Below are 17,555 nucleotides of genomic sequence, written 5' to 3' on the forward strand. Positions count from 1 at the left end.
TCCCCTCTCCCTCCGGGAGAGGCCTAGGGTGAGGGGTTTTTCGCTTTTCGCTTTTAACCGTTGAACACTTCATCCAGCAGATCATGCATCGACTTGAACGCGCGCTTGGCGGTCTTTTCGTCGTACATCATCTTGCCCGGTACGTTGGCGTGCGGATCGGTAAACGAGTGCACCGCGCCGCCGTAGCTGAACAGTTGCCAGTCGACCTTCGCTGCGTTCATTTCCTCTTCGAACGCTGGCAGTTGCTCCTTCGGCACCAACGGATCGGATGCGCCATGCAGCACCAGCACCGAGCCCTTGATGTTCTGCGCATCCGCCGGGTTCGGCGAATCCAGCGTGCCGTGGAACGACACCGCCGCTTTTACCGGCGCGCCGGTGCGGGCCAGGTCCAGCGCACAGCAACCACCGAAGCAGAAACCGAACACCGCCAGTTTCGAAGTATCCACCGTGGCTTCGCCCTGGCTCTGCAATTGCTCGAAAGCCACTTGCAGACGTTTGCGCAGCAGCGCGCGGTCGTCCTTGAGCGGCATCATTGCTGCCAGCGCCTCATCAGCGTTCTGCGGACGTACGCTCTGGCCGTAGACATCCGCGATCAGCACCACGTAACCCTTGGCCGCGACCGACTTGGCGATGTCTTCGGCACCGGCGCTGACGCCCATCCAGTTCGGCGCCATCAGCAAACCCGGGCGCGCAGCCTTGTGCTCGGCGTCGAACGCCAGGCGACCTTCATAGGCCTGGCCGTCAATCTGATAGACCACGGAACGTACAGTGACTTGGCTCATTTCTGACTCCTGATTGAGTAAACACCAGAACGAAAAAACCCGCCGAAGCGGGTTTTTCCTACAACGTGATCAAACCGACAGTTCAACCAGCAGCTTGTTCAGCCGGCGCACGTAAGCGGCCGGATCCTTCAAGCTGTCGCCCGCCGCCAGGGCGGCCTGATCGAAGAGGATGTGCGACAGGTCGCCAAAACGCTCTTCGCTCTGCTCGCCATCGAGTTTCTCGATCAGCGGGTGGCTTGGGTTGAATTCGAAAATCGGCTTCGAATCCGGGACTTTCTGCCCGCTGGCTTCGAGGATCTGGCGCATTTGAAGGCCCAGGTCCTGTTCGCCGATGGCCAGAATGGCCGGCGAATCGGTCAGACGATGGGATACGCGGACTTCAGCCACGGAATCACCCAGAGCAGTTTTCAGACGCTCGACCAGGCCTTCTTTGGACTTGGCGACTTCTTCTGCGGCTTTCTTGTCCTCTTCCGAATCCAGGTTGCCCAGATCGAGGTCACCGCGCGCCACGTCGACAAACGTCTTGCCGTCGAATTCGCTGAGGTAGCTCATCAGCCACTCGTCGATGCGATCGGTCAGCAGCAGCACTTCGATGCCTTTCTTGCGGAAGACTTCCAGGTGCGGGCTGTTCTTGACCTGCGCGTAAGTTTCGCCGGTGAGGTAGTAGATCTTGTCCTGACCTTCCTTGGCGCGGGCCAGGTAGTCAGCCAGACCGACAACCTGCTCGCCGTCGTCGCCCTGGGTCGATGCGAAACGCAGCAGACCGGCAATTTTTTCTTTGTTGGCGAAATCTTCTGCCGGGCCTTCTTTCATGACCTGACCGAAGTTTTTCCAGAAGCCTTTGTATTGCTCAGGCTCGTTCTTCGCCAGTTTTTCCAGCATGTCGAGCACACGCTTGGTCAGCGCGGTTTTCATCGAATCGATGATCGGGTCTTTCTGCAGGATCTCACGCGACACGTTCAGCGACAGGTCGTTGGAATCGACCACGCCTTTGATGAAGCGCAGGTACAGCGGCAGGAACGACTCGGCCTGATCCATCACAAACACACGCTGCACGTACAGCTTCAGGCCTTTCGGCGCTTCACGCTGGTACAGGTCGAACGGTGCGCGGGCCGGCACGTACAGCAGCGAGCTGTACTCGAGCTTGCCCTCAACCTTGTTGTGGCTCCACGACAGCGGATTTTCGAAGTCGTGAGCGATGTGTTTGTAGAACTCCTGGTATTCCTCGTCTTTGACTTCAGTGCGCGGACGGGTCCACAGGGCGCTGGCACGGTTGACGGTTTCCCATTCAACGGCTGGAGCCTCTTCGCCTTCGGCCGCAGTGACTTCCTTCGGCAGTTCGATCGGCAAAGCGATGTGGTCGGAGTACTTCTTGATGATGTTGCGCAGACGCCAGCCATCCGCGAATTCGTCTTCGCCGGATTTCAGGTGCAGGACGATGCGGGTGCCGCGCTCTGGCTTGTCGATGGTGGCGACTTCGAACTCGCCCTCGCCTTTCGACGACCAGTGCACGCCTTCGCTGGCGGCAGTGCCGGCGCGACGGCTGTAAACATCAACCTTGTCGGCAACGATGAAGGCCGAGTAGAAGCCGACACCGAACTGGCCGATGAGGTGCGAATCTTTCTTCTGATCGCCGGACAGGTTTTTCATGAAGTCGGCGGTGCCGGATTTGGCGATGGTCCCCAGGTGGGTGATCACATCGTCACGGTTCATGCCGATACCGTTGTCTTCGAGGGTGACGGTCTTGGCGTCCTTGTCGAAGCTCACACGGATTTTCAGGTCAGCGCCACCTTCGAGCAACTCAGGCTTGGCCAGGGCTTCGAAGCGCAGCTTGTCGACAGCGTCAGAGGCGTTCGAGATCAATTCGCGAAGGAAAATTTCCTTATTCGAATACAGCGAATGGATCATGAGGTGCAGCAGCTGCTTTACCTCGGTCTGGAAGCCCAGGGTTTCCTTTTGAGTTTCCACACTCATGGTCATCAAACTCCAATCAGATGGCAGTGGCCGCGACCCGAAATGGTCTGCGGCGGGTTGTCATCTGAGTTGGGGGCGCTGTTCAGGATTTCAAGGGCTCATCAATTTTGAAGTGCGCGCGGGCGGTGGCGATCGGTTCGGCCTCGGTACTCTGCCAGGCAGTGACCGCTACGTTAGCGACGCGACGGCCCTGACGGCAGACCTGACACCTGGCCCAAGTGTCGCGAAACTGCCCGGCGCGCAGGTAATCGAGGGAAAAATCGATGATCTTCGGCACACCCGGCGTGCCGGTGAAAATCAGCAAATGCAGGGCTGCGGCCAGCTCCATGAACCCGGCAATCACGCCACCATGGATCGCCGGTAATAAAGGGTTACCAATGTTGTCCTTGTTCGCCGGCAGCTTGAACAGCAACTCATCGCCGACTCGCGAGCATTCGATACCGATCAGCCAGGCATAAGGAATCAACGCCAGCAGCGGCGCGTAATCGCCCTGCGCGTGAGCCTGTTGCAGCTGCTCCCTGAGATCGTTGCTCATTGGCTCGCTCCCTTGATCGCGCCCGCGAAACCCTTGCTGCCCTTCAGACCGATGCCCATGCGCATGAATGTGCCGACGACGTGGGCAATCGGTTGCTCGGGATCGTCCTGGTAAGCAAAACCACGGGCAAAGATCACGTCGGTGGTCACGCGATAGCACTGGGCAAAGCCGTACACCGCTTTGTTCGGTTCAGCGGCGTGCATGTAGTCAATGCGCAGATCGAGGGTCGGACAGACTTCGAACTCCGGCAGCACGCAAAGGGTCGACATGCCGCAGGCGGTGTCCATCAATGAAGTGATGGCGCCGCCATGAATGACACCGGTTTCGGGATTGCCGACGATTTTTTCGCTGTACGGCAGGATCACCGTCAGCCCTTCGCTGGAGGCACTGTGCACTTGCAGACCCAAGACCTGACAGTGTCGCAATGCCGATAAAAAGCGCGTCGCGCGCTCAAAAACGGGGTTTTCGGCCATGTGATAATTACTCGCGTTTGGGCCTTGTGCCAGTAGTGAGAAAAGCGGCAAAAGTTCCGTGATAAAACAAACTTATATATCTGAAACAATTGAGGAACTTAACCCGTAGCGCCGAGTTCTTAAGGCCAGTAGTTATTTTCCATAAGGAGATACACCCCATGCGTAAGACTTTAGCTATTGCCTTGATGTTGACCGCTTCCCTCGGTCTCGCTGCCTGCGATAAAAAATCCGAGGACAAAGCTCAAGATGCCAACCAACATGCTGAGCAAGCTCAGCAAGACATGAACAAAGCTCAGGATAAAGTGAACGACGCAGCAAAAGAAAACGCCGAAGCTGCCAAAGCTCAGGCTGAATCGAACGCCGCTGCTCAAGAAGAAGCCGCCAAAAAGCAATAAGCTTTGTGGTGTGAAAGGAAAACCCGCCAAGTGCGGGTTTTCTTTTGCCTGCGATTTACCGGTTAGAGCAACACGGTTCTAAAAGTCGGACTAATCATCAGCAACAACGAACAGATGAAGCCAACTAGCCACATCAGGCTGCGCAACTTCGCCAGATCGGCCAGATAGAACCACAGATAGAACACTCGCGAGATCACGAAGATGATCGCCAGCGCATCGATCAGCCAACCCGCGGTTTGCGTGGTGTGCGCCATCAGCACGCCGACAGCGAACAGGATGAAGGCCTCGATGCTGTTTTGATGGGCCGCCAGCGCCCTCGCACCGAAGCCAGTCAACTGCGCCTGCTGCTGCCGCGGCAAGTGATTGTCATACCCGCCCTGCTCTTTCATGGCCTTGGCCACCGGCATGCGCGCCACGTAGATCAATAAAGCACTGATAAACACACACCAGAACGGAATACTCATCAAACAGCCTCTTTGTTTGCCTCAGGGACGGGCGCCTCTGTAGGGGTATAGACCATGACATCGAGAACGTCGGAATGAAACTCGCGGCGATACAACACCACCACCACGCCCGCGCTCATGATCATGAACAGCCACGGGCTGACGAACCACGCCAGCATGCTCATGCCGAAGTAATAAGAGCGCAGGCCGAAGTTGAACTGGTTGGCCGCCATCGAAATCACCCGAGCCGCCCGCGAAGCGAACGCCTTGCGTTCCTGCTCGGTCACTTGGCGCTCGCCGATCATCGGCGCTGAACCGACCAGAATCGCCGCGAAGTTGTATTGGCGCATGCACCAGCTGAAAGTAAAGAACGCATAGACGAACACCAGTGCCAGGCACAGCAACTTGATCTCCGACATGCCTTGCGAGGCCTGTTGCACCATCGGAATATCCGCCAACAACGACACAGCTCGGTCGGACGCACCGAGCACGGTGAGAATACCGGCGAGGATGATCAGCGTGCTGGACGCGAAAAACGAGGCGTTGCGCTCCAGATTGCCGATCACGCTGGCATCGGCGATGCGGTTGTCACGCAGCAGCATGCGGCGCATCCAGTCTTCGCGGTAAAGGTGCAACACGCTGGCCAGACACGCCGTATCACGGGCCTTCCAGGTGGCATAACGGGTGTAACCGCCCCAGCAGACGACAAACCAGACGGCGGCGAGCAGGTGGATCAGATTGGCTTGGATGAACGACATTCGTTGTCCTGAGCAAGAGGAATGATGGAGGGAACACTTCGTTTCGACGTGTTGGCTCGTAAAAAGACACGCTCATTGAAGAGTCAAATACATTCAAAATAGACCGCAGCTATCAGCTTTCAAAGGCTTATACCTGTCAACTCTGACAGTAGCGCCGAGGGTATGGCGAGGCATAAGGTCGTTTTCTCAAACGAGAACACTGACCGCTTCCCTATCAGACAAGGATTTGAGCATGACACCTTTGAACGCTGCGCTGCCCATTGACACAACGTTTGGCAACCGGGGGTACGCCGATTCATTTGCTGCGGGAAGCCAGGCTTTGAACATCGCAGGCTTGCGCCCGGATGGAAAGATCCTTCTCGTGGGACAAACTTTTGTAGAGGGCAAGGCCAGTTTTCATTTGGCGCAATTACTGGCAGACGGTACTAACGATACTGGCTTCAACGAAAACGGTTTGATCGTAGGTACGTTTACAGGTGCGGGACAAGCCAGCGGCACTGGCGCCTGTCTTTATAAAGACGGTAAGGCGCTGCTTTTTGGGTATCAATATGATGAGGACCAAGGAACCCGATTTGCGCTTGCCAGATTCTTCGCTGATGGTCAAAGAGATCGCGATTTCGGTCCCGATGGGACGGTTTACGTCCCTTTCCTGCCACAGTCCGAATCGCAATTGCCAAAACCGGAAGCTTCCATCAAGTCGCAATCCAGAACCAGGTTAGTACTGACTGCTGATGAAAAAATACTCGTCGGTCAAAGCGACCGACTGTTCAGACTTGATCAGAAAGGAGATTTCGATACCGCTTTCAACAACCAAGGCTGGCTGGATCTTGCAATGGGCATTGCTTCGGTTTCAGTAGCAGAGGATGGAGTAATCACAGTCACAGGTTCGAGGGCTGGAGAAGGAAAGATTGTGCGCCTGAACGTCGATGGAACACCCCATAAAGACTTCGGCGATGATGGCACCGGGACCGTCTACATTCCATCGGATTACCCGGCCAGCGTACGAAGCCTGATGTTACGTGCTGACGGCAGCTTCTTTGTTGCCGGCCAAGTCGACACATCTCCTAACGACGTTTGGGGTAAAGGACGCAAAGCAATGATGGCCGCGTACAACCCGAACGGTAGACCAAATCTCGCATTCAATCAGGGTAAGCCTGTTGTCACTGATCTTGGATTAACCGACGGTTGCACTTTGTTCGATCTAAGTGGAGAGCCTGAGGATGGCTTGGTTGTGGTGGGGAGTACAGGGCAAATAACCAGGGAGCAAATGCTTGCCTGCCGCTATCTGGCAACGGGTGAACTGGACACAACCTTTGGAGATGGCAAGGGATACGTAACTCACTCTATGGGGCCCGGTATGCAATGGATCTCGGTGGCAGTACAGCCCGACAAGCGAATACTCCTGAGCCGTGACAGCGACAACGTCAATGTGGGAGCTCTGGTCGTACGTTATCTGGGCTGAGGATTATCAGCTCTGATAAAAAATGCCCCGTATCGATTGATACGGGGCATTTCTGTTTAACCGGGGCTGACCCACTTGTGGCGGGTCCGAACCCCGTCAGGCAGTGACTTCGCTGCGCTTGCCCAGCAGGCGATCGCAGACCACGGCCACCACCAGGGTCATCACGCACGGCACCAGCCACGCCAGACCCTGCTCGCTCAGCGGCAGGTGGGTCAGCTGAGTTGGCATCCAGTCGGCCAGACCAGCGCCTTTCAGGGCGTCGATGGTGCCGAAAACGAAGGAAACCAGCATCACCGGGCCAAGAATGCGCCCGTGCTCATGCCAGAAATCCTTGCAGAAGCTCAGCGCGACCAGAACGATGCACGGCGGGTAGATCGCGGTGAGTACTGGAATCGAGAAAGCAATCAGCTTGGTCAGACCAAGGTTGGAGACCAGCAGCGAGAACGCTGCGAGGATAATCACCAGCGTCTTGTAGGACAGTGGCAGCACACGGCTGAAGTACTCAGCACAGGCACAGGTCAGGCCAACCGCCGTGACCAGACACGCCAGCGAGATCAGCACCGCAAGGAAACCACTGCCCAGCGAACCGAAGGTGTGCTGCACGTAGGCATGCAACACCGCCGCGCCGTTGGTGGCGCCGACCGCGACTTCATGGCTGCCGGAACCGAGGCGGAACAGGCTGACGTAGACCAGCGCCAGACCGACGCCGGCAATCAGCCCGGCAATGATCGCGTAACGGGTGATCAGCGCTGGCGACTCGACGCCACGGGAGCGGATCGCGTTGACGATAACGATGCCGAATACCAGTGCGCCAAGGGTATCCATGGTCAGGTAACCATTGATGAAGCCTTGGGAAAACGGTGCCGCCACATACTCTGGAGTGCCGTGACCGATGTCACCCGCCGGCAAGGCGAACGCGGCGATGCCCAGTACTGCCAGCGCAATGATTTTCAGCGGCGCGAGGAAGCGGCCCACGGTATCCAGCAAACGCCCAGGGTAGAGCGAAATGAAGAACACCAAGAGGAAGTACACCGAACTGTAAAGGAACAGCGCCAGCGGGCTCTCGCCGGTCAATGGCGCCAGACCCACTTCGAAGGAAACGGTCGCGGTACGCGGAGTGGCGAACAGCGGACCAACGGCCAGATAGCATGCCGCCGCGAGGATACCGCCGGCGATCTTGCCGATCGGGCTGCTCAGCGCATCCATCGCGCCGCCGACCTTGGCCAGCGCCACCACGGTGACCACCGGCAAACCAACAGCGGTAATCAGAAAGCCCAGCGCAGCCATCCAGACGTGAGGTCCGGCCTGCAAGCCGACGATCGGCGGGAAAATGATGTTACCGGCCCCGACAAACAGGGCAAACGTCATAAAACCAAGTGCCAGGATGTCCTGACCTTTCAAAACTTTCATTAAGGTAATACCACACTACTGAAATCGGAATTTAGAGGGGGATTGCCCTGTTGGATTAGGGAAATGCTGTCGATCCGTATGGGACTGACCCTTAAAGCGCGTGGCTGCCTTGTGGGCGGCGGACGCAAAAATGGCGGCCAGCCTAACGAATTTGGCTGACAAACGCACTGTTGGAGGGCGAACTATCCGATACGCGACGTTTCCGTGTCGCGTTTACATATCTATTTTTCATACAGAGAACACGTATTCATCACAGCAAACCTGTGGCGAGGGGATTTATCCCCGCTGGACTGCGCAGCAGTCCCAAAGAATCCGAGCTGGAACTGCCTGACTGATCATGGACGCTGGCATAGGGGCCGCTTCGCAGCCCAGCGGGGATAAATCCCCTCGCCACAACAGCGCTCAAAATTCTCATACGCCAGAAACGACAAAGGCCACCCGAAGGTGGCCTTTGCTGCTGGAGCTAAAAAGTCAGCCGAAGCTTACTTCTTCACTTCCCAGCCAGTCAGCTCGGCCAGGGCCTTGCCGATGTCTGCCAGCGAACGCACGGTTTTAACGCCTGCGTCTTGCAGCGCAGCGAATTTCTCGTCTGCAGTGCCTTTGCCGCCAGAGATGATTGCGCCAGCATGGCCCATGCGCTTGCCCGGAGGAGCAGTCACACCAGCGATGTAGGAAACAACCGGCTTGGTCACGTTAGCCTTGATGTAGGCAGCCGCTTCTTCTTCAGCCGAACCGCCGATCTCGCCGATCATCACGATCGCCTCGGTCTTCGGGTCTTCCTGGAACAGCTTCAGGATGTCGATGAAGTTCGAACCCGGGATCGGGTCACCGCCGATGCCGACGCAAGTCGACTGACCGAAACCGGCGTCAGTGGTCTGCTTCACAGCTTCGTAGGTCAGGGTGCCGGAACGCGAAACGATACCGACCTTGCCTGGCAAGTGAATGTGACCTGGCATGATGCCGATCTTGCATTCGCCTGGGGTGATCACGCCTGGGCAGTTAGGGCCGATCAGGACTACGCCCAGCTCGTCGCACTTAACTTTGGCGTCCAGCATGTCCAGGGTAGGAATGCCTTCGGTGATGCAGACGATCAGCTTGATGCCGCCGAATGCCGCTTCCAGGATCGAGTCCTTGCAGAACGGAGCCGGAACGTAGATCACGCTGGCGGTAGCGCCAGTGGCAGCTACTGCGTCTTTAACGGTGTTGAACACTGGCAGACCCAGGTGCTCGGTGCCGCCTTTGCCCGGAGTTACGCCGCCAACCATCTTGGTGCCGTATTCGATGGCTTGCTGGGTGTGGAAACTACCTTGCGAACCGGTAATACCCTGGCAGATAACTTTGGTGTCTTTATTGATCAGGACGCTCATTATTTGCCCTCCGCAGCTTTGACAACTTGTTGAGCAGCGTCGGTCAGGCTGGTTGCAGCGATGATGTTCAAACCGCTTTCTGCCAGTACTTTAGCGCCCAGCTCAGCGTTGTTGCCTTCAAGGCGAACAACAACCGGGATTTTCACGCCGACTTCTTTCACAGCGCCGATGATGCCTTCGGCAATCATGTCGCAGCGAACGATGCCGCCGAAGATGTTGACCAGTACTGCCGCGACGTTCTGGTCGGACAGGATGATCTTGAACGCTTCAGTAACGCGTTCCTTGGTAGCGCCACCACCTACGTCGAGGAAGTTGGCTGGCTTGCCGCCATGCAGGTTGACGATGTCCATGGTACCCATGGCCAGACCGGCACCGTTGACCATGCAGCCGATGTTGCCTTCCAGGGCTACGTAGTTCAGTTCGAACTTGGCAGCGTGCGCTTCGCGCGGATCGTCCTGCGACGGATCGTGGAAAGCCTTCAGCTTGGGCTGACGATACATGGCGTTGGCGTCGATGTTGATCTTCGCGTCGAGGCAGTGCAGATCGCCGTCAGCCTTGATCACCAGCGGGTTCACTTCCAGCAGAGCCAGGTCGTGGTCTTTGAACAGCTTGGCCAGACCTACGAAGATCTTGGCGAACTGAGTGACCTGCTTGCCTTCCAGACCCAGCTGGAATGCCAGCTCGCGACCCTGGGATGGCTGAGCGCCAACCAGTGGATCGATAGTGGCCTTGAGAATTTTTTCTGGAGTGTCGTGAGCGATTTTCTCGATGTCCACGCCACCTTCGGTGGAAGCCATGAACACGATGCGACGGCTCGAACGGTCAACGACAGCGCCCAGGTACAGCTCTTTAGCGATATCAGTGCACGATTCAACCAGGATCTTGGTGACTGGCTGGCCATTGGCGTCAGTCTGGTAAGTCACCAGACGCTTGCCCAGCCACTGCTGTGCGAAGGCTTTGGCGTCTTCTTTGCTGCGAACCAGCTTTACGCCGCCCGCTTTACCGCGACCACCGGCGTGAACCTGGGCTTTGACGACCCACTCGTTGCCGCCGATCTTGTCGCAAGCTTCTGCTGCTGCTTCCGGGGTGTCTACTGCATAACCAGTGGAAACTGGCAGGCCGTATTCAGCGAACAGCTGCTTACCCTGATACTCGTGAAGATTCATGCTTTTTACCGTCTTCGTTAGGTACTGCGCATTCGGCGCTGCGCTCGTTTGAGTGCCGCGCCACCTGTGACTGCTGCTTGCGTAGCTGGGCTACGCAAGACTGCGTCCGGCGGACATTCCGCGGTGAGTCTTGCTCGCAAGGCTCACGACGGGCCGCTACCGCCGTGGTTTCTTATTATGTCTTAACGCTTCTTGCGGTTGGCAATGTGAATGGCGCCGCCATTCACTGCCAGAGCAGCTTCGTGCAAGGCTTCGGACAGGGTCGGATGGGAGAAAACCATCATGCCCAGGTCTTCAGCGCTGGTGCCGAATTCCATACCGATCGCGCCCTGCTGAACCAGTTCTGCAGCGCTCGGGCCAATCACGTGCACGCCCAATACGCGGTCGGTCTTGGCATCGGCGATGACCTTGACGAAACCACCGGTATCGTTGGCAGCCATGGCACGGCCGGAAGCGGCGAACGGGAAGGTGCCGACGTTGACTTCAACGCCTTCGGCCTTCAGCGCCTGCTCGGTTTTGCCAACCCACGCGATTTCCGGGTGAGTATAAATAACCGAAGGGATCAAATCATAGTTCATCTGAGCCTTGTGGCCCTTGATGCGCTCGACAACCATGATGCCTTCTTCCGAGGCCTTGTGGGCCAGCATCATGCCGCGAACCACGTCACCGATGGCGAAGACGCCCGGTACAGCTGTGACGCAATGGTCATCGACCGCGATGAAACCGCGCTCGTCGATTTCCACGCCGCAGTCGGCAGACAGCAGATCAGTGGTCACCGGACGGCGACCAACGGCTACGATCAGCTTGTCGAAAGTGATGGTCTGTTCGCCGTTGGCATCGGTGTAGTTGACGACGACTTCTTCGCCGTTGACTTTCGAACCGGTAACGCGAGCGCCCAGCTTGATGTCCAGACCCTGTTTGGTCAGGGTTTTCAGCGCTTCCTTGGAAACAGCGGTGTCCGCTGCCATCAGGAAAGTGTCCAGTGCTTCGAGAACAGTCACTTCTGCACCCAGACGCGACCATACCGAACCCAGCTCCAGACCGATCACGCCAGCGCCGATCACGCCCAGACGTTTAGGTACGGACTGGAATTCCAGAGCGCCAGTCGAATCGACGATGACTTTCTGGTCAACCGGAGCCGGTGGAATGTCGATCGGACGCGAACCTGGCGCGAGGATGACGTTTTCCGCTTCGATGACTTCAACCGAACCGTCCGGCTTGGTGACTTCGACTTTCTTGCCGGCCAGCAGCTTGCCGTGGCCCTGGATCGAAGTAACGCCGTTGGCCTTGAACAGGGTGGCAACGCCGCCGGTCAGGTTCTTGACGATGCCAGCCTTGCGGCCAACCATCGCAGCGACGTCCATTTTGACTTCGCCGGTCGAGATACCGTGAACGTTGAAGCTCTCTTTGGCTTCCTTGTATTTCCACGAGCTGTCGAGCAGCGCCTTGGAAGGAATGCAACCCACGTTCAGGCAGGTACCGCCCAGGGCTTGCTTGCCCTCTGCGTCGGTGTACTTCTCGATGCAGGCAGTGGTCAGGCCCAACTGAGCAGCCTTGATGGCCGCTACATAGCCACCAGGGCCGGCACCGATCACTACTACGTCAAATTTCTGCGACATTCAAAAAATCCTCTTTAGCAATAAAGCTACAAGCCGCAAGCTTCAAGCTGCAAGCCCACCCGCTCGCCTTGAGCTTGAGGCTTGTAGCTGAAAGCTTGCAGCTGCTTTTTAGATATCCAGCAACAGACGAGCCGGATCTTCCAGCAGGTTCTTGATGGTCACCAGGAAGGTCACAGCTTCTTTGCCATCGATCAGGCGGTGATCGTAGGACAGAGCCAGGTACATCATCGGACGGATCACGACCTGACCGTTGATGGCCATCGGACGCTGGATGATGTTGTGCATGCCCAGAATCGCTGCCTGCGGCGGGTTGACGATCGGTGTCGACATCATCGAACCGAAGGTACCACCGTTGGTGATGGTGAAGGTACCACCGGTCATCTCGTCCATCGACAGTTTGCCGTCACGGGCTTTCTTGCCAAATGTTGCGATGCCGCCTTCGATTTCAGCCAGGCTCATCAGCTCGGCGTTACGCAGAACCGGTACCACCAGGCCACGGTCGCTGGAAACGGCAACGCCGATGTCCGCATAGCCGTGGTAAACGATGTCGCCGCCGTCGATCGACGCGTTGACAGCCGGGAAGCGTTTCAGCGCTTCGGTGGCCGCTTTCACGAAGAACGACATGAAGCCCAGGCGTACGCCGTTGTGGGACTTCTCGAACAGGTCCTTGTACTTCGAACGCAGGGCCATGACTTCGGTCATGTCGACTTCGTTGAACGTGGTCAGCATCGCCATGTTCGACTGGGCTTCAACCAGACGCTTGGCCACGGTGGCACGTACGCGAGTCATCGGTACGCGCTTCTCGATGCGGTCGCCAGCAGCGAACACAGGCGCAGCAGCCGAAGGAGCAGCAGCCTTGGCAGGCGCGGCAGCCGGAGCGGCTTTCTTCGCAGCAACTGCTGCTACCACGTCTTCCTTGGTCACACGACCGCCCTTGCCGGTGCCGGCAACGGAAGCGATGTTGATGCCGTTCTCTTCAGCCAGCTTGCGCGCGGCAGGAGCTGCGATCGGGTCATCTTCGCCATCGGCAGCAGCCGGTGCGGCAGTGGCAGTAGCAGCCGGAGCAGCAGCGGCGGCAGGAGCGGCAGCAGCAGCGCCGCCCTCTTCGATCGAGCCCAGGACCTGGTTCGACAGAACGGTAGCGCCCTCTTCGGCAACGATTGCGCCCAGCACGCCGTCTGCTTCAGCCAACACTTCGAGCACGACTTTGTCGGTTTCGATGTCGACGATCAGGTCGTCACGCTTGACGGCCTCACCTGGTTTCTTGTGCCAGGTGGCAACGGTGCCATCGGCAACCGATTCCGGGAATGACGGGGCTTTGATTTCGATAGCCATTATCTGTGGGTCCTTAAAATTCGGTTTCAGTCAGCGCGAAGGCGTTAAACAGTGAAAGCATCTTGCAGCAGTTTTTCCTGCTGCTCGGCGTGCATCGATGCGTAACCACAAGCTGGCGCAGCCGAAGCCTCACGGCCCGCGTACTCGAGTACGAGAGTCTTGTCGAGGTTGGCGATGCTGCGACGCAAGTGATGCTGGCTGCAGTACCAGGCACCCTGGTTCATCGGCTCTTCCTGACACCAAACGGCGTGTTTGACGTTGGTGTACGGAGCCAGGACTTCTTTCAAGTCGTCCTCAGGGAACGGATACAGCTGCTCGATACGCACGATGGCGATATCTTCGCGGCCTTCGGCACGGCGTTTTTCCAGCAGGTCGTAGTAGACCTTGCCGCTGCACAGAACCACGCGCTCGACCTTTTTCGGGTCCAGTGCGTCGATTTCCGGGATCACGGTCTGGAACGAACCTTCGGCCAGATCTTCCAGTGTCGAGATGGCCAGCTTGTGGCGCAGCAGCGACTTCGGCGTCAGCACGACCAGCGGCTTGCGCAGCGGACGGATCACCTGACGACGCAGCAAGTGGTAGATCTGCGCTGGCGTGGTCGGCATGCACACCTGAATGTTGTGCTCGGCGCACAGCTGCAGGTAACGCTCAAGACGTGCCGAGCTGTGCTCAGGGCCTTGGCCTTCGTAACCGTGTGGCAGCAGCATGGTCAGACCGCAGAGACGGCCCCATTTGTGCTCGCCGCTGGTGATGAACTGGTCGATCACGACCTGAGCACCGTTGGCGAAGTCGCCGAACTGGGCTTCCCAGATCACCAGCGCGTTTGGCGTGGTGGTCGAGTAACCGTATTCGAATGCCAGTACCGCTTCTTCCGAGAGGAACGAGTCGTACAGGTCGAAACGTGGCTGACCGTCGTACAGGTTCTGCAGCGGAATGTAGGTGCCCGCGTCTTTCTGGTTGTGCAACACAGCGTGACGGTGCGAGAACGTACCGCGGCCGATGTCCTGACCGGTCATGCGGATCGGGTGACCTTCGAACGCCAGGGTCGCGTACGCCATGGTTTCGGCGTAACCCCAGTTGATCGGCAGGCCGCCGGCTTGCATCTTCTGACGGTCTTCGTAGATCTTCGCGACCTGACGCTGAACGACGAAGCCTTCCGGAATTTCCAGCAGCTTGGCGGACAGTTCTTGCAGGGTCTTGAGATCGAAACGCGTGTCGTGACGCGCGGTCCAGGCGTGGCCCAGGTACGGACGCCAGTCGACGAACAGTTCTTTGTTCGGCTCTTTGACCAGCGATTTCACCACGTGCAGACCGTTGTCCAGCGCGTTGCGGTATTCGTCGACCTTGGCCTGAACACGTTCAGCGTCGAGCACACCGGCCTGGGTCAGGCGATCAGCGTACAGCTCACGGGTGGTGCGCTGCTTGGTGATCTGCTGATACATCAGGGGCTGGGTGCCGCTTGGCTCGTCGGCCTCGTTGTGGCCGCGACGACGGTAGCAGACCAGATCGATCACCACGTCACGCTTGAACTGCATGCGGTAGTCGATGGCCAGTTGGGTCACGAACAGCACGGCTTCCGGATCATCACCATTCACATGGAGGATCGGCGCCTGGATCATCTTGGCAACGTCGGTGGCGTACTCGGTGGAGCGCGAGTCCAGCGGGTTGCTGATGGTGAAACCAACCTGGTTGTTGATCACGATGTGCACGGTACCGCCGGTCTTGAAACCGCGGGTCTGCGACATCTGGAAGGTTTCCATGACCACGCCCTGACCGGCGAATGCCGCGTCACCGTGGATGGAGATCGGCAGAACTTTCTCACCGGTCAGGTCGTTGCGACGGTCCTGACGGGCGCGCACCGAACCTTCGACCACCGGGGAAACGATTTCCAGGTGGGACGGGTTGAATGCCATGGCGAGGTGAACTTCACCGCCGGTGGTCATCACGTTGGACGAGAAGCCCTGGTGGTATTTAACGTCACCGGAACCCAGCTCGACCTTCTTCTTGCCTTCGAACTCGTCGAACAGCTCGCGCGGGTTCTTGCCGAAGGTGTTGACCAGAACGTTCAGACGGCCACGGTGGGCCATGCCGATGACGACTTCCTTGGTGCCGTACGAGCCGGAACGCTGGATCAGTTCGTCGAGCATCGGAATCAGGCTTTCGCCGCCTTCCAGACCGAAACGCTTGGTGCCCGGGTATTTGGTGCCCAGGTATTTTTCCAGGCCTTCACCGGCAGTCACGCGCTCAAGCAGGTGGCTCTTGATGTCGGCGGAGTACGTCGGACGACCACGCACGCTTTCCAGACGCTGCTGGAACCACTGGCGCTGCTCGGAATCGGTGATGTGCGTGAATTCAGCGCCGATGGTGCGGCAATATGTCTGCTGCAACGCTTCGTGAATTTCGCGTAGGCTCGCTTCCTCTTTGCCGATGAACAGGTCGCCGGCACGGAAGGTCGTATCAAGATCGGCATTGGTCAAGCCGTAATGATTGATCGACAGGTCTGCAGGTGCAGGACGCTGCCACAGTCCCAGCGGGTCAAGCTGGGCTGCCTGGTGGCCACGCATACGGTAGGCCTGGATCAATCGCAGCACTTCGACTTGCTTCTTCTCGTGCTCACTGCTCACGCTGCCGGCGGAAACCGGTTGGGCGCGGCGCTGGTTCTTTGCCAGCAGCACGAAATGATCGCGAATCGTCGAGTGCGAAACATCAGTGGCAGAGTTGCCGTCGGCTGGCAACTTCTGAAAGTAGGTGCGCCACTCTTCTGGCACAGCGTTAGGGTCGTGCAGGTAGAGCTCATAAAGCTCTTCCACATAGGCAGCGTTTCCACCTGAAAGGTAGGCGCTGTTCCACATGCGCTGCATCACGCTTTCTTGCATGCTTGGTCACCCTCGGTTAGGGGAACACCATCGGTGTCGACACCGAGCAAACTTGCAGAAGTCCGAATGCAGCGACTAAAACAAGCCACCTAGGATCACACTGATAGTCCGGGTACCAGCCCGGATGCCCCTGCTTGTCTCATTTCTTCAAAAGAAGAGCTGCAGCTTATGGCTACTGCTCTGGTTATAGCCATGACGCGGGTTGAAGCCCGCGCCACAGCCTCTACGGTGCAACGGTTACAGCAGCTGAATCACACGCCGCTCGAAAGCAGCATGTTACGGATGTGACCGATGGCCTTAGTCGGGTTCAGGCCTTTCGGACATACGTTGACGCAGTTCATGATGCCCCGGCAGCGGAAAACGCTGAACGGGTCGTCAAGTGAAGCCAGACGCTCGCTGGTCTTGGTGTCGCGGCTGTCTGCCAGGAAGCGGTAGGCTTGCAGCAGCGCAGCAGGACCCAGGAACTTGTCCGGGTTCCACCAGAAGGACGGGCAAGAGGTCGAGCAGCAGGCGCACAGGATGCACTCGTACAGACCGTCGAGCTTTTCGCGCTCCTCTGGCGACTGCAGACGCTCGATGGCCGGAGCCGGCGTGTCGTTCTGCAGGTAAGGCTTCACCTTCTCGTATTGCTTGTAGAAGATGCTCATATCGACGACCAGGTCACGGATAACCGGCAAACCTGGCAGTGGACGAACGATCAGCTTGTTGCCTTTTACAACGGCAGACAGCGGCGTGATGCAGGCCAGACCGTTCTTGCCGTTGATGTTCATGCCGTCGGAGCCGCAGACGCCTTCACGGCAGGAGCGACGATAGGAGAAACCTTCGTCCTGCTCTTTGATCAGGGCCAGCACGTCCAGCACCATCAGGTCTTTACCACCGGTATCGACCTGGAAATCCTGCATGAACGGCGCGGCGTCCTGATCAGGGTTGTAGCGATAAACACTGACTTGCAACATGGCG

General features: G+C 57.8%; 15 protein-coding genes. 2 read left to right on the top strand and 13 right to left on the bottom strand.

Features of this window, described 5'->3' with window-relative positions; genetic code table 11:
- Positions 1-53: 53 nt before the first annotated feature.
- The 4 genes from D8U71_RS03220 to D8U71_RS03235 form a co-directional block, all read right to left on the bottom strand.
- Positions 54-782: a dienelactone hydrolase family protein gene (locus D8U71_RS03220; RefSeq protein WP_130887150.1), complete on the bottom strand. Its 729-nt coding sequence runs from the start codon at positions 780-782 to the stop codon at positions 54-56.
- 69 nt (positions 783-851) lie between these two features.
- Positions 852-2,756 carry a molecular chaperone HtpG gene (htpG, locus tag D8U71_RS03225; protein ID WP_038861952.1) on the bottom strand — a complete coding sequence of 635 codons (1,905 nt, stop codon included), beginning with the start codon at positions 2,754-2,756 and terminating at the stop codon, positions 852-854.
- An 82-nt stretch (positions 2,757-2,838) separates the two neighbouring features.
- The gene (locus D8U71_RS03230; protein WP_130887151.1) at positions 2,839-3,291 is read right to left on the bottom strand and encodes a PaaI family thioesterase; all 453 of its coding nucleotides are present in this window, start codon (positions 3,289-3,291) and stop codon (positions 2,839-2,841) included.
- Positions 3,288-3,764 (bottom strand): PaaI family thioesterase, encoded by a 477-nt coding sequence (locus tag D8U71_RS03235; RefSeq protein WP_024012154.1) that lies wholly within the window; start codon positions 3,762-3,764, stop codon positions 3,288-3,290. The genes D8U71_RS03230 and D8U71_RS03235 overlap by 4 nt, the downstream gene beginning before the upstream one ends.
- Before the next feature lie 158 nt (positions 3,765-3,922).
- Between D8U71_RS03235 and D8U71_RS03240 the strand changes: the two genes are divergently transcribed.
- Positions 3,923-4,159 carry a hypothetical protein gene (locus D8U71_RS03240; RefSeq protein ID WP_007959016.1) on the top strand — a complete coding sequence of 79 codons (237 nt, stop codon included), beginning with the start codon at positions 3,923-3,925 and terminating at the stop codon, positions 4,157-4,159.
- Positions 4,160-4,221: 62 nt separating this feature from the next.
- On the opposite strand, the gene D8U71_RS03245 is transcribed toward D8U71_RS03240, so the two are convergent.
- Both D8U71_RS03245 and D8U71_RS03250 read right to left on the bottom strand, forming a co-directional pair.
- Complete coding sequence (locus D8U71_RS03245) at positions 4,222-4,623, bottom strand: MAPEG family protein (protein ID WP_016773683.1); 402 nt, start codon at positions 4,621-4,623, stop codon at positions 4,222-4,224.
- On the bottom strand, positions 4,623-5,360 hold the full coding sequence (locus tag D8U71_RS03250) for a DUF599 family protein (RefSeq protein ID WP_016773682.1): 738 nt from the start codon (positions 5,358-5,360) through the stop codon (positions 4,623-4,625). Before D8U71_RS03250 ends, D8U71_RS03245 begins: the two co-directional genes overlap by 1 nt.
- A gap of 232 nt (positions 5,361-5,592) precedes the next feature.
- Here D8U71_RS03250 and D8U71_RS03255 point away from each other — a divergent pair, with 232 nt between their 5' ends.
- A complete protein-coding gene (locus tag D8U71_RS03255; RefSeq protein ID WP_130887152.1) occupies positions 5,593-6,822 on the top strand; it encodes a hypothetical protein in 1,230 nt (409 codons plus the stop codon).
- Between the two features lie 96 nt (positions 6,823-6,918).
- Here the strand turns inward: D8U71_RS03255 and brnQ are convergent, their stop codons facing one another.
- The 7 genes from brnQ to D8U71_RS03290 all read right to left on the bottom strand — a co-directional run bounded on the left by brnQ (position 6,919) and on the right by D8U71_RS03290 (position 17,551).
- Positions 6,919-8,232 (bottom strand): branched-chain amino acid transport system II carrier protein, encoded by a 1,314-nt coding sequence (brnQ, locus tag D8U71_RS03260; RefSeq protein ID WP_016773681.1) that lies wholly within the window; start codon positions 8,230-8,232, stop codon positions 6,919-6,921.
- A gap of 482 nt (positions 8,233-8,714) precedes the next feature.
- Positions 8,715-9,599, bottom strand: coding sequence for a succinate--CoA ligase subunit alpha (gene sucD, locus D8U71_RS03265; protein ID WP_016773680.1), 885 nt, complete (start codon positions 9,597-9,599; stop codon positions 8,715-8,717).
- Positions 9,599-10,765: an ADP-forming succinate--CoA ligase subunit beta gene (gene sucC / locus D8U71_RS03270; RefSeq protein ID WP_016773679.1), complete on the bottom strand. Its 1,167-nt coding sequence runs from the start codon at positions 10,763-10,765 to the stop codon at positions 9,599-9,601. Before sucC ends, sucD begins: the two co-directional genes overlap by 1 nt.
- A gap of 182 nt (positions 10,766-10,947) precedes the next feature.
- The gene (lpdA, locus tag D8U71_RS03275) at positions 10,948-12,384 is read right to left on the bottom strand and encodes a dihydrolipoyl dehydrogenase (protein WP_016773678.1); all 1,437 of its coding nucleotides are present in this window, start codon (positions 12,382-12,384) and stop codon (positions 10,948-10,950) included.
- A gap of 108 nt (positions 12,385-12,492) precedes the next feature.
- Entirely contained in the window at positions 12,493-13,719 is a 1,227-nt protein-coding gene (odhB, locus tag D8U71_RS03280) for a 2-oxoglutarate dehydrogenase complex dihydrolipoyllysine-residue succinyltransferase (protein ID WP_125927004.1), read from the bottom strand.
- A 44-nt stretch (positions 13,720-13,763) separates the two neighbouring features.
- Positions 13,764-16,595: a 2-oxoglutarate dehydrogenase E1 component gene (locus D8U71_RS03285; RefSeq protein ID WP_041479560.1), complete on the bottom strand. Its 2,832-nt coding sequence runs from the start codon at positions 16,593-16,595 to the stop codon at positions 13,764-13,766.
- Positions 16,596-16,846: 251 nt separating this feature from the next.
- The gene (locus D8U71_RS03290) at positions 16,847-17,551 is read right to left on the bottom strand and encodes a succinate dehydrogenase iron-sulfur subunit (RefSeq protein WP_016773675.1); all 705 of its coding nucleotides are present in this window, start codon (positions 17,549-17,551) and stop codon (positions 16,847-16,849) included.
- Positions 17,552-17,555: the final 4 nt, after the last annotated feature.

Origin of the sequence: Pseudomonas sp. Sample_21 (genome assembly GCF_004307525.1) — a bacterium.
Lineage (GTDB): Bacteria > Pseudomonadota > Gammaproteobacteria > Pseudomonadales > Pseudomonadaceae > Aquipseudomonas > Aquipseudomonas atacamensis.